Below are 15,708 nucleotides of genomic sequence, written 5' to 3'. Positions count from 1 at the left end.
CCGGGGCCTCGGCGCCGGCGCCGGCCTCCGTCTGCACCGAGATGATCACCTGGCCGACGTCGACCGTGGTGCCCTCCTCGAAGAGGAGCGCGTGCACGACCCCGTCGAAGGGGATCGGCAGCTCGACGGCGGCCTTGGCCGTCTCGACTTCGCAGACGACCTGCCCGTCGGTGACCGTGTCACCCGGCTGGACGTACCACTTGAGGATCTCGGCCTCGGTGAGGCCCTCGCCCACATCGGGCATCTTGAATTCGCGGATCGTCATCGCAGGGCTCTCCTCAGTACGCCAACGAGCGGTCGACGGCGTCGAGCACCCTGTCCAGGCCCGGCAGGTACTCGTCCTCCAGGCGGGCCGGCGGATACGGAGCGTGGAAACCGCCCACGCGCAGCACCGGCGCCTCCAGGTGGTAGAAGCACCGCTCCGTGATGCGGGCGGCGACCTCCGAGCCCACGCCCAGGAACACCGGCGCCTCGTGGACGACCACGAGCCGGCGGGTCTTCTCCACCGACGCCTGGATCCCGTCGAAGTCGACCGGGGACATCGAGCGCAGGTCGACGACCTCCACCGACTTGCCCTCCTCGGCCGCCGCGGCCGCCGCCTCCAGGCAGACCTTTACCATCGGGCCGTACGCCGCCAGCGTGATGTCCGAGCCCTCGCGCGCCACGCGCGCCTTGTGCAGCTCGTAGGGGATGGCCTCGACATCGACCTCGCCCTTGTCCCAGTAGCGCCGCTTCGGCTCGAAGAAGATCACCGGGTCGTCGCTGAGGATCGCCTGCTGGAGCATCCAGTACGCATCGCTCGGATTCGACGGCGAGACCACCTTGAGGCCCGGGACGTGCGCGAAGAGCGTCTCGGGGGACTCGCTGTGGTGCTCGACGGCGCCGATGCCGCCCGCGTACGGGATGCGCACCACGACCGGCATCTTGATCTTGCCCAGGGCGCGCGCGTGCATCTTCGCGAGCTGCGTGACGATCTGGTCGTACGCCGGGAAGACGAACCCGTCGAACTGGATCTCCACGACCGGCCGGTAGCCGCGCAGCGCGAGCCCGATCGCCGTGCCGACGATGCCCGACTCGGCGAGCGGGGTGTCGATGACCCGCTCCTCGCCGAAGTCCTTCTGCAGGCCGTCGGTGATCCGGAAGACACCGCCCAGCTTGCCCACGTCCTCGCCCATGATCAGGACCTTGGGGTCCGTCTCCAGGGCCTTGCGCAGCGACTCGTTGAGCGCCTTCGCGATCGACATCTTCTCGATGGCCATGGTGGTCACTCCCCACCCTCGAAGGACGCGAGGTAGGCCGCGAACTGCGCGCGCTCCTCGTCGACGAGCGCGTGCCCGTCCGCGTAGACGTTCTCGAAGATCGCCATGGTGTCCGGGTCGGGCATGGCGCGCACGGCCTCGCGCACCCGCTTGCCCAGCGCCTCGCTCTCGGCCTCCAGCCCCGCGAAGAAGGCCTCGTCGGCGCCGCCGGTGGCGAGCAGGTGGGTCCTCAGGCGCAGGATCGGGTCCTTGGCCTCCCAGGCCGCCGTCTCCTCGTCCCGCCGGTACTTGGTCGGGTCGTCGGAGGTGGTGTGCGCGCCCATCCGGTACGTGAACGCCTCGACCAGGGTCGGGCCCTCGCCGCGGCGCGCCCGGTCCAGGGCCCAGCGGGTCACGGCCAGGCAGGCCAGGACGTCGTTGCCGTCGACGCGGACGCCCGGGAAGCCGAAGCCCTGCGCGCGCTGGTAGAGCGGCACGCGCATCTGGCGCTCGGTGGGCTCGGAGATCGCCCACTGGTTGTTCTGGCAGAAGAACACCACGGGGGAGTTGTAGACGGCCGAGAAGGTGAACGCCTCGGCCACGTCGCCCTGGCTGGACGCGCCGTCGCCGAAGTACGCGATGACCGCGGAGTCGGCGCCGTCCTTGGCCACACCCATCGCGTAGCCGGTCGCGTGGAGCGTCTGCGAGCCGATGACGATTGTGTACAGGTGGAAGTTGTTGGTGTTCGGGTCCCAGCCGCCGTGGTTCACACCGCGGAACATGCCGAGGAGGTTGGTCGGGTCGACGCCGCGGCACCAGGCCACACCGTGCTCACGGTAGGTCGGGAAGACGTAGTCGTCGTCGTTCAGCGCCCGGGCGGAGCCGATCTGCGCCGCCTCCTGGCCGAGGAGCGAGGCCCACAGGCCCAGTTCGCCCTGACGCTGGAGCGAGGTCGCCTCACCGTCGAATCGGCGGGTGAGGACCATGTCGCGGTACAGCCCGCGCAGGTCCTCGGTGGTGATGTCGGCGACGAAGGGGGTGAACTCCGCGTTCTCCGCGTTGTCCGCGTCGTCGATGCGAACCCCTTCGGGCGTCAGCAGCTGTACGAGCTGAGGTTCAGCGTCCTGCGTCTGCGCGGTGGCAGCGGCGGGCTTGGCGGCGCTTGCCGCGCCTGCCGCCCGCTTGCTGCCGCTGCTGCGTCGCGGCTTGCGCGCGGCAGTGCTCTCCACGGTCACTTGGTGCTCCTCCGTCGGTCCGGCACCCGGGTTCTCCGGGGTCCAGTGCGGCTCACCTGGCTCTGTACCCGCGCACGGGGTGGGTGCGCGCTGTGTACGGGATCCAGGCGTGACAGGTGCCCCGGCGAGTGCCCTGCGCAATGCACGTTACCCAGTGCGCCGCATTACTGCGAAACCCCGTTTGACCTGCGATTTTGCTTGGATATCCAAGTAAATGCACGGAAGCGGGAACAACCACTGGTCACAGCCTTGCAGGGGGCCGGAACACCGGCACGTTATCCCGGGTAACTCCGGCAGGGAAGGGGTGAGTGTGTGAAACTGACTTCGTGCGCGAAGACGGAAAAATCAAGGTATTCCTCCTGGACGACCACGAAGTGGTACGTCGGGGTGTTCACGAGCTGTTGTCGGTCGAAGAGGACATCGAGATCGTCGGCGAGGCCGGCACAGCAGCGGACGCCTTGGTGCGCATCCCCGCCACCCGTCCCGACGTGGCCGTCCTCGACGTGCGCCTGCCGGACGGCAGCGGAGTGGAGGTCTGCCGCGAGGTCCGCTCCCAGAGCGAGGACATCAAGTGCCTGATGCTGACCTCGTTCGCCGACGACGAGGCGCTGTTCGACGCGATCATGGCCGGCGCCTCCGGCTACGTGCTCAAGGCGATCCGCGGCAATGAGCTGCTCAGCGCCGTACGCGACGTGGCGGCGGGCAAGTCGCTGCTGGACCCGGTGGCGACCGCCCGGGTGCTGGAGCGGCTGCGCGACGGCAAGAACGGCAAGGGCGACGACCGCCTGTCCCACCTCACCGACCAGGAGCGGAAGATCCTCGACCTGATCGGCGAGGGACTGACCAACCGCGTCATCGGCGAGCGGCTGCACCTGGCCGAGAAGACCATCAAGAACTACGTCTCCGGCCTGCTCTCCAAGCTGGGCATGGAGCGGCGCTCCCAGGCCGCCGCCTACGTGGCCCGCCTGCAGGCCGAGAAGCGCGCCTGACCCGTCCCCCGGGCCGATGACACGGTGACACACCGTGACGCCCGTGCGGCGGACCGGTCCCCCCGAGGTGTGTCATTCGGGACCAACGTCCCCGATGGTCGGGGCGGGCTCCTCTTTTCCGGCAGCGTGTCGCTACCGGACAGTGGACGGCATGTCCCCAGAGGAACTCCACGCCATCGAACTGCTGCGCCGGGTGCCGTACGGCCGGGTGGCCACCAGCATGCGCGCGCTGCCCTTCCTCGCCCTCGCCCGCCACGTCGTGGTGGACGGCAAGGTGGTGCTGAGAATGCACTCCGGCTTCGGCTACCACCAGGCCTGCAACGGCAGTGTGGTGGCGTACGGGGCCGACAACTTCAATGCGCCGGACTCCCTGATGTGGTCGGTCCAGTTCACCGGAACCGCACAGATCGTCGAACCCACCACCGCCGAACTGGAACTCTTCGGTCCCGGTCCGCATTTCGTGGACGGCGCGGTCTTCGACCCCGTCTACATGCGCCTGGAACCCCAGTTCGTGACCGTGCATTCGCTGGCCGGGAATCTTGACCGGCAGCACCAGCACGCGCTCTGACCAGCCGCTTTCCGTGCCGTACGGGACGGGCCCGGCGGAATTGATTCCGCCGGGCCCGTTCCCGTAGATCACTCTGCGTCCGTCACTCTTCGCCGGCGCCGCGCCCGATGTCCGGCTCCCCGGTCTTGGTCGGAGGCACCGACGGCAGCGTGGACTTCGTCGGCGCGGGCGGGCTCGACTTCGACGCGGAGGCCGAGGCGGAGGCCGACGCCGAGGCGGACTCGGACTCCGACGCGGAGGCCGACGGGCTGTAGCTGTTCGACCGGTTGCGGGTCGCCGTGGGCGGGGTGTAGGTGGGGCTCTCCTCATGGCTCGACGGGGACGTCGAGGGCTCGGGGGAAGCCGAGGTGCCCGGCTGGCCGCTGGAGCTGGAGACGGGGGCCGTCGGGCCGTCCTTCGGCCCGCCATTGCCGCCCACGGTCTTGACCGCGAAGGCCACGCCCGCCGCGACCGCGACGATCGCGAGCACCGCGAACAGCCACATCCGCCAGCGGCCGCTGCCCCGGTCCTCGTAGCCGCCGCCGTGCCCGCCCGGGCCGTGGCCGCCCCCGCCGGGGAAGGCCGAGCCGTCGTCCGGGTTCAGGGCCGGCACCATCGGCTGCTGGAACTGCGAGGTCGAGGCGTGCGCGGGGTGCTGCTGCTGCCTGCCGGGGCCGCCCATGGGCATGGCCGTCGTGGCGGCGGCGCCGCCCCGGCCGTGCGGCAGGGCCATGGTGACCGGGCCGGTGTTCCAGGTGCCGGTGTTCGGCCCCTGGTCGTGCAGCATCTGGAGCGCGTACTGGACCAGCCCGCGCATCTCCTCCGCGCTCTGGAACCGGTCGTCCGGGTCCTTGGCCAGCGACCGCATGACCAGGCCGTCGAGCTCCTGCGGGATGTGGTGGCCCTCGGGCAGCTGCGAGGGCGGCACCGGGGCGTCCTGGACGTGCTGGTAGACCACCGACAGCGGGGTCTCACCGGTGAACGGGGGCCGCAGCGCGAGCAGTTCGTACAGCAGGCAGCCGGTCGCGTAGAGGTCGGAGCGGTGGTCCACGGCCTTGCCGAGGGCCTGTTCGGGCGACAGGTACTGCGGGGTGCCCATGACCATGCCGGTCTGAGTCATCGTCGACTGGACGCCGTGCAGGGCGCGGGCGATGCCGAAGTCCATCACCTTCACCGCGCCGGTCTCGGTGATGATGACGTTCGCCGGCTTGATGTCGCGGTGCACGATGCCGTGCTGGTGCGAGTACGCGAGCGCTTCAAGGACGCCCGAGGTGATGATCAGCGCCTGCTCGGGGCCGGGGGCCTCCGCACTGAGCAGCAGGTCGCGGATGGTGCGGCCCTCGACGAGCTCCATCACGATGTACGGGACGGTGCTCGGGCCGACCTTGTCCTCGCCCGAGTCGTAGACGGCGACGACCGCGTGGTGGTTGAGCCCCGCGACCGACTGTGCCTCGCGCGTGAAGCGGGCCTTGGACACCGGGTCCTCGGCCAGGTCCGCGCGCAGCAGCTTCACGGCCACGGTGCGGCCCAGCCGCACGTCTTCGGCGGCGAAGACCTCGGCCATGCCGCCACGGCCCAGCCGGTGGGTCAGCCGGTAACGGCCGTCTCCCACCAGGCCGCCGGCGCCCCAGTTCGAAGGGTCTTCAGCCATCCCGGCGCCGCCTGCCTCGGGTTCGGGTGCCATCAGTCCTCGCCGTCGTCTCTCTTGGCCGCCGCTCAGCGGTAGGTCCTCTGCATAGTGCTCTGGTGCTCCGGTGAACGCTACAGCCTCGGAACCGGTCAGCGTTCGGACATGGGCGCCCCGTGCACGCGTGGTCACGGAACGGGAACCTGGCTTGACGTGTGCTTGCCCTCCGGCAGACTGGGCGCGACACCAGCAGCTCGAGGGGAAGCAACAGTCATGAGCCAGGACGGCACTCAGGGCCGGTACGCAGGCGGTTCCCTGGCCCGCGGCCGTTACCAGCTAAGGGATTTGCTCGGCGAGGGCGGCATGGCCGCGGTGTACCTCGCGTACGACACGGCGCTCGACCGCCAGGTCGCGATCAAAACGCTGCACACCGAGCTGGGCCGGGAACAGTCCTTCCGCGAGCGCTTCCGGCGCGAGGCCCAGGCTGTAGCCAAACTGTCGCACACCAACATCGTGTCCGTCTTCGACACCGGCGAGGACGAGTTCGACGGCTCCGTCATGCCGTACATCGTCATGGAGTACGTGGAGGGGCAGCCGCTCGGCTCCGTGCTTCAGGCGGACATCGCGCAGTACGGCGCGATGCCGGCGGACAAGGCGCTGAAGGTGACGGCCGATGTGCTGGCCGCGCTGGAGACCAGCCACGAGATGGGGCTCGTCCACCGCGACATCAAGCCCGGCAACGTGATGATGACCAAGCGCGGCGTGGTCAAGGTCATGGACTTCGGCATCGCCCGCGCCATGCAGTCCGGTGTCACCTCGATGACGCAGACCGGCATGGTCGTCGGCACCCCGCAGTACCTGTCGCCCGAGCAGGCGCTGGGCCGCGGGGTCGATGCCCGCTCCGACCTGTACTCCGTCGGCATCATGCTCTTCCAGCTGCTGACCGGGCGGATCCCCTTCGACGCCGACTCGCCGCTGGCCATCGCGTACGCGCACGTGCAGGAGGAGCCGGTCGCTCCGTCCTCCATCAACCGGTCCGTGACCCCGGCGATGGACGCGCTGGTGGCGCGGGCCCTGAAGAAGAACCCGAACGAGCGCTTCCCCACGGCCGCGGCCATGGGCGACGAGATCGCACGGGTGCTGGCCTCCGGGCAGACCGGGGCTCCGGTCATCGTCCAGGGCGCCGCCACCGGCGGCAGCGGGGCGGGGGTGTCCTCGGCCGTGTTCCCGCCGGTCGACTCCGGCTTCCAGGCGCCGCCGCAGTCGGTGCAGCAGCCGTACCAGTCGCCGTACGCGCCCACGCCGGCCCCGCAGTACCAGCACCAGCACCAGCAGCACGCGCAGGGCGGCTACGCCTACCCGCACCCGCCGGCGCCGGTGCCTCAGCAGCAGTACGCGCCGCAGACCCCGCCGCCGTACACGATCTCCCCGGCGAGCTCGGCGGGCCAGGCCGGTACGGCCGGAGGCGGCAGCGGTGTCGGCGGCGGCAAGAAGAACACGCCGGTGATCGTGGGCGCGATCGTGGTGGCGCTGCTGGCCGTCGGCGGTCTGATCGCGGCGCTCAAAATGGACGACAGCACGGACACCCCGGCCGGCTCGAACAGCGCGAGCGCGGGGCCGTCGGCGGCGGGGTCCGGCTCCGCCAAGGCCGGTTTCAAGGGGCCGGACCGGTCCCGCGTTATCGACGCGGCCAAGTGCAAGGAGCCGTCGAAGCACTTCAGTGAGGCCGGCAAGTACACGGCGCCGGACCTGAAGTACAAGGACCTGATCTCCGTGAAGGCGTGCATCCAGGCCTCGGGCGGCAAGTACACGGTCGTCCCGAAGGACGACGGCGTGTGGGCCGAGGACACCGTGCTGGAGCAGGTCCCCAGGGCCGGGGACAAGATCGAGAAGGAAGGCACGGAATACACGCTGACCGTGTCGACCGGCAACCCGGAGTAGGAGCGGGAAGCGCCGCACTGCGCCAGACCGGCATCCCGGGCACCCTCATGGGGCGCCCCGGATGCCGCTTTTGTCCCCCTGTGTAAACCTGAGCCCAACATCGTGGCTGCTCGGGACGGAGGGGCTCCCCGTGATCCATGGCTTCCGCCCGCCGCGCTGGCTGGCCTGTGCCGCGCTGGCCGCCGCCGCACTGGTCCCCGCCGGATCCGCATGCGCCGTGCCCCTCGGCGCCGCGCCCGGCGCCGCCCCGCGCGCCGCTGCCGTGCCGCGTGCCGTCGTAGCGGACGATCCCGGCGCGGAGCTGGCCGGCAGTCCCGCCGGGGTCGGGCGGGAACGGCCGGGCAGACCCGTCGGGGAGCCCGCCAACCCGGAGATGCTGGTGGCCTCCCGCCCGCTGCCCGTACGGCCGCCGCACACCGAGCCGCCGGCCCCGCCCCCCCTGGTCGCGCCAAGCCCGCCCCAGGCGGTCACCGTGGTCGGCACCGAGCCCAACGAGCGGGCCGCCGACCTGGCCGCGCACATACTCCCGCTGGGCACCGGATGCGCCCTGATGGGGGTGGGCCTGGGCTACCTCGGCATGCGGCTGCGCCGGGGCCTCTGACCCCCTGTCGGGCCCGCCGCCTCCCCCTTGCGGACTACGCCCGGGGAGGGTTGCCGAGCGTGAGCATACTCGGTATACATACTCGGTATGTCGATCCGTCACGGGCTTCTCGCCCTGCTGGAACGGGGTCCTCGGTACGGCTCCCAGCTGCGCACCGAGTTCGAATCCCGCACCGGCTCCACCTGGCCGCTCAACGTCGGGCAGGTGTACACCACCCTCGCCCGCCTGGAACGCGACGTCCTCGTCGCCCCCGGCGGCGAGGACGCCGCCGGGCACACCCTCTACGCCATCACCGACGACGGGCGCGCCGAACTGCGCGAGTGGTACGAGCGCCCCGTCGACCGCGCCAACCCGCCCCGCGACGAGCTGGCCATCAAGCTCGCCATGGCCGTGGGCGCTCCCGGCGTGGACATCCGCGCCGTCATCCAGGCGCAGCGGCACGCCACGATCAAGGCGATGCAGGACTACACCCGGCTCAAGGCCACCGCGCTCGCGGCGGTCGAGAGCGGGCAGTCCCGCGAACGCGACGACGTGGCCTGGCTGCTGGTGCTGGAACAGCTGATCTTCCAGACCGAGGCCGAGGCCCGCTGGCTCGACCACTGCGAGACCCGGCTCGTACGGCTCTCCCGGCCGGCCGACGGGGGAGCCGCCGCCCCCGCACCGCCCCAGGCCGCGGACGCCGGAGCCAGGGCCGACGCCGCAGCCGACGCCGCAGCCGACGCCGGAGCCAGCGCCGGAGCCCAAGCCGGAGCCGATTCCGCCGGCCCCGCGCCGACCGCCGTCCCGGCCACCACCGCCCGAGCCCGTACCGCCCGCACGCGGCGGGGCTGAACCACCTTTCAGGGGGGACCCTTTCATGCCTGACCAGCATCACGCCCGGCAACCCGTGCTCCAGTTGGACCAGCTCGTCCGCACCCACGGCAGCGCAGCCACCGAGGTGCACGCCCTGCGCGGGATCAACCTCTCCGTCTTCCCCGGCGAACTCGTGGCCGTCATGGGCCCGTCCGGCTCCGGGAAGTCCACGCTGCTCACCCTCGCCGGCGGCCTCGACACCCCCACCAGCGGCCGGGTCGTCGTCGAGGGAACCGACATCACCACGGCGCGCCGCAAGGAGCTGGCCGCGCTGCGCCGCCGCAGCATCGGCTACGTCTTCCAGGACTACAACCTGATCCCGGCCCTCACCGCCGCCGAGAACGTCGCCCTGCCCCTGGAGCTCGACGGCACCTCCGCCCGCAAGGGCCGCGCCTGCGCGCTCGCCGCTCTGGAGGAGATGGGCCTGGGCTCGCTCGCCGACCGCTTCCCCGACGAGATGTCCGGCGGCCAGCAGCAGCGCGTGGCCATAGCCCGCGCCCTCGTCGGCGACCGCCGCCTGGTCCTCGCCGACGAGCCCACCGGCGCCCTGGACTCCGAGACCGGCGAATCCGTCCTCGCCCTGCTGCGCTCCCGCTGCGACGCCGGCGCGGCCGGGGTCCTCGTCACGCACGAGCCGCGCTTCGCCGCGTGGGCGGACCGCGTCGTCTTCCTGCGCGACGGCAGCGTGGTCGACGAGACCCTGCGCAGCCAGGCTGACTCGCTCCTCTCGGGGCAGGCGGCCGGCCAGTGATCTCCTGGTACCACTCCTGGGTCGCGGCCATCCGCATCGCCCGCCGCGACGCCTGGCGCTCCAAGGGCCGCAGCGTCCTCGTCCTCTCGATGATCGCCCTGCCGATCGTCGGCGTGAGCGCCGCCGACCTGACCTTCCGCAGCGGCGAGCTGACCGTGGAACAGGAACTGACCCGGCAACTCGGCAGCGCCGACGCCCGGATGGAGTCCTCGCACACGGGGACGGCCATCTACCAGGAGCCGACGGGCACCGGCTACGCGCCGGTCGGAGGCTACGACGCCTACTCCCCGTCCCAGGGGAAGGACGCGGACCGGGAGCCGGCCGCCTCGGCGATCCCGCAGGGGGCGCAGTCGCTCAAGGACAGCCACGCCTACGCCAAGGTCCACACCGCCCACGGAGTGCTCGCCATCGAGTTCCGCGAACTGGACGTGCACCACCCGCTGGCCGCGGGCCTGATCACGCTCGACCGCGGCCGCCTCCCCGAGGGCGCGGGCGAGGTCATCGCCACCAACGCCTTCCTGAGGCACTCCGGCCGGTTCGTCGGCTCCTCGGTCACCCCGCGCGGCAGCACCGCCTCGTACAAGATCGTCGGAGCCTACGAACTGCCCTCCGACCTCAAGAAGGACGAGGTCATCGCCCCGCCCGGGACTCTGATCGGCCCGCTCGACGCGGCACTCCAGGCCTCCGGTGCGAGCGCGGTACGGGCCCAGGACTCCTACCTCGTCTCGGTGGGCGGCGATGGTTTCACGTGGAACATGGTCAAGGCGGCCAACTCCAAGGGGGTGGCGGTCCTCTCCCGCGCCGTCATGCTCGACCCGCCGGCCGACTCCGAGGTGCCGCTCTACCAGCAGCAGCCCAAGGACCAGTTCACCTCCTCCAACACCCGGGCCACCGAACTGGCCGTGCTGGCCACCGTCGTCGGCCTCGCCATGCTGGAGATCTGCCTGCTCGCCGGTCCCGCCTTCGCCGTGGGCGCCCGCCGCTCGCGCCGTCAGCTCGGGCTGGTCGGGGCCAACGGCGGTGACCGGCGGCACATCCGCTCCATCGTGCTCTCCGGCGGCCTGGTCATCGGCGCCGCGGCCGCCGTCATCGGCACCGCCATCGGCGTTGCCCTCACCGTCGGGCTGCGGCCGCTGCTCGAGGAATTCCTCGGCAAGCGCTTCGGCGGCTTCGAGGTACGGCCGCTGGAACTGGCCGCCATCGCGCTGCTCGCCGTCCTGACCGGCCTGCTGTCCGCGATCGTCCCGGCGGTCACCGCGTCCCGGCAGACCGTGCTGGCCTCGCTGACCGGCCGACGGGGGGTCCGCCGCGCCAACCGGGTGCTGCCCGTCCTCGGCCTGCTCGCCGTCGCGGGGGGCGCCGCCATCGCCCTGTACGGCACCACCCCGGGGATGGGCTCCACGGTCGTGGCGGGCGGCAGCGCCATCGCCGAACTCGGCATCGTCGCCCTCACCCCCGTCCTGGTCGGGCTCTTCGGCCGGATGGGCCGGTGGCTGCCGCTGTCGCCGCGGCTCGCGCTGCGCGACGCCGTGCGCAACCGGGGGCGTACGGCACCGGCCGTGGCCGCCGTCCTGGCCGCCGTCGCCGGCACCGTCGCGGTGGCCACGTACGAGCACAGCCGGGACCTCGAGCAGCGGCACGAGTACGTCGCCTCCTACCCCTACGGCTCGGGGCTGGTGGCCCTGGGCGACACCACCGGCCACAAGGACGTGCCGGCGGTACGCGAGGCGCTCGCCAAGGAGTTCCCGCTGGCCGTGCGGGCGGACGTGGACCGGCTCGTGGTCGGCAGGCCCGGCTGCGACGGCTACTCCATGGAGCAGGGCTGTGGACGGGCCGAGCTCATCACGCCCAAGGAGCAGCGCTGCCCGCTCTACGAGGCCCCCAACGGGGTCGCGTCCTTCACCCCGGAGCAGGCCCGGGCCCTGCGCGACGACTGGCGGTGCGCGGAGAGCCGGTTCGGCAAGGAGCACGAGACGGTGGTCGCCGACGAAAGGCTGCTGACAGCGCTCGCCGTCACCGACCCGGGTGCCGCCTCCGCCCTCAAGGCGGGCCGGGCGGTCTCCTTCGACAAGCGCAACGTGAAGGACGGCAAGGTCACCCTGCGCCTGGTCACCGACGCGGAGAAGGCCGACAGCGCGAGGGCGCGGAGCGAGGATCCGCCGGGCGAGGACAAGGTCCTCACCGTCTACCAGCTGCCCGACGGCGTCTCCGGCTACGGCCTCAAGCTGGTGCTGCCGCCCGACACGGCCAAGAAGGCCGGGCTGACGGCCGTACCGTTCGGCTCGTACTTCACCCTCGACGGGACGGTCTCGACGGAGCAGCGGCAGCGGCTGGACGGCGCGTTCGACCGTATGGGGGTGGACGCCTCCCTGGAGATCGAGGCGGGATACCAGGGCAACAACGGCCTCGTCCTGCTCCTCCTGAGCGTCTTCGCGGGCCTGGTCACGGTCGGCGCGGCCGGCATCGCCACCGGGCTCGCCCAGGCCGACGCCGAGGCGGACCTGAAGACCCTCGCCGCGGTCGGCGCGGCCCCGCGGGTCCGGCGGACGCTCAGCGGCTTGCAGTGCGCCGTGGTGGCCCTGATGGGGGTCGTGCTGGGCTCGGCGGCCGGGGTGCTGCCCGCGGTGGGCCTGCGGCTCCTCGAACGGCGGGACCTGGAGCGGCTCTACGAGAACGGCATCGCCATGGGCCACATCGGCTCGGACAGCACCGGGGCGTACGTCCCGATCGCCGTGCCGTGGGAGACCCTGGGCGCGCTGATCGTCCTCGTCCCGCTGGGCGCGGGGCTGCTGGCGGCGCTGGTGACCCGCTCGGGCGGGGCGCTCGCGCGACGCGCCGCCGGATAGCACACGCGGAGTAACACGGTGCCTCCGTACAGGGTGGATCACGCCTGTACGGGGGCACACCGTGTGAGTACGAAGGTGTGCGAGAGAATGACGGCATGGAGATGCCGAGGAGTGAACGGTCGCAGGACAGTCCCCCGCACGTCCTGATCGTGGGACAGGACGGGACGGCGGTCGGCGGCGCCGATGACGAGTCGCGCGAGGTCCCGGTGACGGAGATGGTCGAACAGCCCGCCAAGGTCATGCGGATCGGAAGCATGATCAAGCAACTCCTGGAAGAGGTACGCGCCGCGCCTCTGGACGAGGCGAGCCGGGTCCGGCTCAAGGACATCCATGCCGCCTCGGTGAAGGAGCTCGAGGACGGCCTGGCCCCGGAGCTCGTGGAAGAACTGGAGCGCCTGTCGCTGCCGTTCACCGAGGAGGCCATCCCCTCCGAGGCGGAACTGCGGATCGCCCAGGCGCAGTTGGTGGGGTGGCTGGAAGGCCTCTTCCACGGCATCCAGACGGCTCTCTTCGCGCAGCAGATGGCGGCGCGGGCCCAGCTGGAGCAGATGCGCCGCGCACTCCCGCCCGGCGCCTCGCACGACGACGACGAGGACGGCGCACACGGCGCCATCCGCTCGGGTCCCTACCTCTAGCCCCCCGTTTCGGCAGGATGAAGGCGGGCCCGGACCGCGCCCAGCGCGCTCCGGGCCCGCCTTTCGTCGTGCGGGCGCGGCCACGGCTCCGAGAGGGGAACCGACCGAACGTGAAGACCTTGGAGCGCACCTTCCAGTCGCTGGCGGTGCGCAACTTCAGGCTGTTCGTCCTCGGGCAGGTCCTGTCCGCCACCTGCACCTGGATGATGGTCATCGCCCAGGACTGGCTCGTGCTGGACCTGTCGGGGGACTCGGGCACCGCGCTGGGCGTGGTGACGGCGATGCAGTTCACGCCCGTCCTGCTGCTGACGCTGTACGGAGGACGGCTGGCGGACCGGTACGACAAACGGCACCTGCTGATCCTCGCGAACCTGGCGGCGGCGGTCCTCGCGCTGGCCCTGGGGCTGTGGGTCCTGATCGGGGACGTGCAGCTGTGGCACATCTGGCTGTTCGCGCTCGCCCTCGGCACGGTGAACTCCGTCGAGGCGCCCACCCGCATCTCTTTCGTGAGCGAGATGGTGGGCAGCGAGCTGCTGCCGAACGCGTCGGCGATGAGCGCCGCGTACTTCAATCTCGCGCGGGTGGTGGGGCCGGCCGTCGCGGGCCTGCTCATCGCCCGTCTCGACGTCGGCGCGGTGGTGCTGGTCAACGCCGTCAGCTACCTGGCGACCGTGGTCAGCGTGGTGATGATGCGGCCGGCGGAACTCCACCGGGCGACCGCGCGGCCGCGCCGGCCCCGGGTGGTGGACGGGCTGCGCTACATCCGCCGGCGCCCCGACATCATGCTGCCGATGGCCCTGGTGGGCGTGCTCGGTCTGGTCGGCTACACCTTCCAGCTCACCCTGCCCCTGCTGGCCAAGACGGAGTTCCACACGGACTCGACCACCTTCGGGCTGCTGAGCAGCGCGCTCGCGGCGGGCTCGCTGCTGGCGGCCTTCGTGACCACGGCCCGGCGGGGGCGGCCGACGGCCCTGGTCGTGGCGGGCTCGGCGCTGGCCTTCGGCGCCCTGGAGGCCGTCACGGGCCTCGCCCCGGACCTGCCCACGGCCTGTCTGCTCCTCGGGCTGACCGGCTTCGCGATGATGTACTTCGCGCAGGCCTCGAACCACCGCGTCCAGCTCGGCTCGGACCCCCGCTTCCGGGGCCGGGTGATGGCCCTCTACACCCTGGTCTTCCAGGGCACGACCCCCCTGAGCGCGCTCCTCGCCGGGCGGCTCGCCGAGCACTGGGGCGTCCGCTGGGTGCTCTACGCGGGCGGCCTGCTCTCCCTGGCCGCGGCCGGTGCCGCCCTGGCGGCGGGCCCCTTCATCGCCCGCATGCCGGTGCCCGGGGAACCCCCGGAACCCTCCGCCCGGCCGGCGGACTCCCGGTCCGGACGATGAGCGGCAGTTGATCGGGGCTCCCCGGAGGCGACACGGCCGCCGCATACTCTGGGGCATGAGCTACGACGCGATCGTGCTGGCCGGCGGCGCCGCGCGGCGTCTCGGCGGGGCCGACAAGCCCGCGCTGAGCGTCGGCGGCCGCGCGCTCCTCGACCGGGTCCTCGACGCCTGCGCGGACGCCGGCACCACCGTCGTGGTCGGCGGGCGCCGGGCGACCGCGCGCCCCGTGCGCTGGGCCCGCGAGGAGCCGCCCGGCGGCGGCCCGGTGGCCGCGCTGGACGCCGGACTGCGGCAGACCGCGGCCGAGCTGGTCCTCGTACTCTCCGCCGACCTGCCGTTCCTGGACCGGGAGACCGTACGGTCGCTGCTCGACGGTGCCGCGGCCGGCGAGGGGGCCCTGCTGCGGGACGCCGACGGCAGGGACCAGCCGCTGGTCGCCGCCTACCGGGCCGAGCCCCTCCGCCGCGAGATCGCCCTGCTCGCCACCGAACACGGCCGGCTGACGGGGCTCCCGCTGCGCAGCCTCACCGCCGAACTGGACCTCACCCGTGTCGAGGCGCAGCCCCTCGCCTCCTTCGACTGCGACACCTGGGACGATCTCGCCGCCGCCCGCGCCCGGATCAGGGAGCATGGAACCGTGCTGGACCAATGGATCACCGCCGTCAAGAACGAGCTGGGCATCGACCTCCCCGTCGACGTCAAGTCCCTGCTCGACCTCGCCCGTGACGCCGCCCACGGCGTCGACCGGCCCGCCGCCCCCCTGACCACGTTCCTGGTCGGCTACGCGGCCGCCCGGGCCGAGGCCGCCGGGGCGGACCCCGCCCAGGCCGTGGCCGAGGCCTCCCGCAAGGCCGCCGACCTGGCGCTGCGCTGGGCCGCCGAGGCGGCGGCCGACGCCGCCGACCCCCAACAGAACGGCTCCGGATGACCCCCACCGACGCCGAACGCGCCCTGGACCAGTCCCTGGCCGGGGCCGCCGGCTCCCCCTCCCCCTCCCTCGCCACCCCCGACTCCGGCGGCTCCCCCGCCTCCTCCGGCTCCGGCGCCGCACCGCCGCAGGCCAC

14 protein-coding genes are annotated in these 15,708 nt (G+C 72.3%); 10 read left to right on the top strand and 4 right to left on the bottom strand.

All coding sequences use genetic code 11. The annotated features are described in order from the left end of the window. The 3 genes from J7E94_RS11295 to pdhA form a co-directional block, all read right to left on the bottom strand. Positions 1 to 265, bottom strand: a 265-nt coding sequence (locus tag J7E94_RS11295) for a biotin/lipoyl-containing protein (RefSeq protein WP_285440741.1), incomplete at its 3' end; no start/stop codon positions are given. Positions 266 to 278: 13 nt separating this feature from the next. Continuing rightward, a complete protein-coding gene (locus J7E94_RS11290; protein ID WP_215014567.1) occupies positions 279 to 1,259 on the bottom strand; it encodes an alpha-ketoacid dehydrogenase subunit beta in 981 nt (326 codons plus the stop codon). A 5-nt stretch (positions 1,260 to 1,264) separates the two neighbouring features. After that, on the bottom strand, positions 1,265 to 2,473 hold the full coding sequence (gene pdhA, locus J7E94_RS11285; protein WP_215014565.1) for a pyruvate dehydrogenase (acetyl-transferring) E1 component subunit alpha: 1,209 nt from the start codon (positions 2,471 to 2,473) through the stop codon (positions 1,265 to 1,267). A 326-nt stretch (positions 2,474 to 2,799) separates the two neighbouring features. Between pdhA and J7E94_RS11280 the strand changes: the two genes are divergently transcribed. Together J7E94_RS11280 and J7E94_RS11275 are read left to right on the top strand one after the other, a co-directional pair. Then, positions 2,800 to 3,462: a response regulator transcription factor gene (locus J7E94_RS11280; RefSeq protein ID WP_215014563.1), complete on the top strand. Its 663-nt coding sequence runs from the start codon at positions 2,800 to 2,802 to the stop codon at positions 3,460 to 3,462. 151 nt (positions 3,463 to 3,613) lie between these two features. Beyond that, positions 3,614 to 4,030 (top strand): pyridoxamine 5'-phosphate oxidase family protein, encoded by a 417-nt coding sequence (locus J7E94_RS11275; protein ID WP_215014561.1) that lies wholly within the window; start codon positions 3,614 to 3,616, stop codon positions 4,028 to 4,030. 82 nt (positions 4,031 to 4,112) lie between these two features. Here the strand turns inward: J7E94_RS11275 and J7E94_RS11270 are convergent, their stop codons facing one another. Next, positions 4,113 to 5,660, bottom strand: coding sequence for a protein kinase (locus J7E94_RS11270; protein ID WP_374224423.1), 1,548 nt, complete (start codon positions 5,658 to 5,660; stop codon positions 4,113 to 4,115). A 249-nt stretch (positions 5,661 to 5,909) separates the two neighbouring features. Between J7E94_RS11270 and J7E94_RS11265 the strand changes: the two genes are divergently transcribed. From J7E94_RS11265 to J7E94_RS11230, 8 genes are all read left to right on the top strand, one after another. Beyond that, positions 5,910 to 7,577, top strand: a complete 1,668-nt coding sequence (locus tag J7E94_RS11265; RefSeq protein ID WP_251056476.1) for a protein kinase — start codon at positions 5,910 to 5,912, stop codon at positions 7,575 to 7,577. 130 nt (positions 7,578 to 7,707) lie between these two features. Further along, positions 7,708 to 8,178, top strand: coding sequence for a hypothetical protein (locus tag J7E94_RS11260; protein ID WP_215014555.1), 471 nt, complete (start codon positions 7,708 to 7,710; stop codon positions 8,176 to 8,178). Between the two features lie 87 nt (positions 8,179 to 8,265). Beyond that, positions 8,266 to 9,009, top strand: coding sequence for a PadR family transcriptional regulator (locus J7E94_RS11255; RefSeq protein ID WP_251056475.1), 744 nt, complete (start codon positions 8,266 to 8,268; stop codon positions 9,007 to 9,009). Positions 9,010 to 9,034: 25 nt separating this feature from the next. Further along, on the top strand, positions 9,035 to 9,781 hold the full coding sequence (locus J7E94_RS11250) for an ABC transporter ATP-binding protein (protein ID WP_215014553.1): 747 nt from the start codon (positions 9,035 to 9,037) through the stop codon (positions 9,779 to 9,781). Then, complete coding sequence (locus tag J7E94_RS11245; protein ID WP_215014551.1) at positions 9,778 to 12,627, top strand: ABC transporter permease; 2,850 nt, start codon at positions 9,778 to 9,780, stop codon at positions 12,625 to 12,627. The genes J7E94_RS11250 and J7E94_RS11245 overlap by 4 nt, the downstream gene beginning before the upstream one ends. A gap of 95 nt (positions 12,628 to 12,722) precedes the next feature. After that, complete coding sequence (locus tag J7E94_RS11240; protein ID WP_215014550.1) at positions 12,723 to 13,262, top strand: bacterial proteasome activator family protein; 540 nt, start codon at positions 12,723 to 12,725, stop codon at positions 13,260 to 13,262. 110 nt (positions 13,263 to 13,372) lie between these two features. Further along, entirely contained in the window at positions 13,373 to 14,644 is a 1,272-nt protein-coding gene (locus J7E94_RS11235) for an MFS transporter (protein ID WP_308344881.1), read from the top strand. Positions 14,645 to 14,699: 55 nt separating this feature from the next. Next, entirely contained in the window at positions 14,700 to 15,572 is an 873-nt protein-coding gene (locus J7E94_RS11230; RefSeq protein ID WP_215014548.1) for an NTP transferase domain-containing protein, read from the top strand. Positions 15,573 to 15,708: the final 136 nt, after the last annotated feature.

Source organism: Streptomyces sp. ISL-94 (genome assembly GCF_018614075.1).
In the GTDB taxonomy this organism is placed as follows: domain Bacteria; phylum Actinomycetota; class Actinomycetes; order Streptomycetales; family Streptomycetaceae; genus Streptomyces.
Note: the sequence above shows the minus strand (reverse complement) of the source record. Positions and strands in the feature narration are given on the sequence as shown.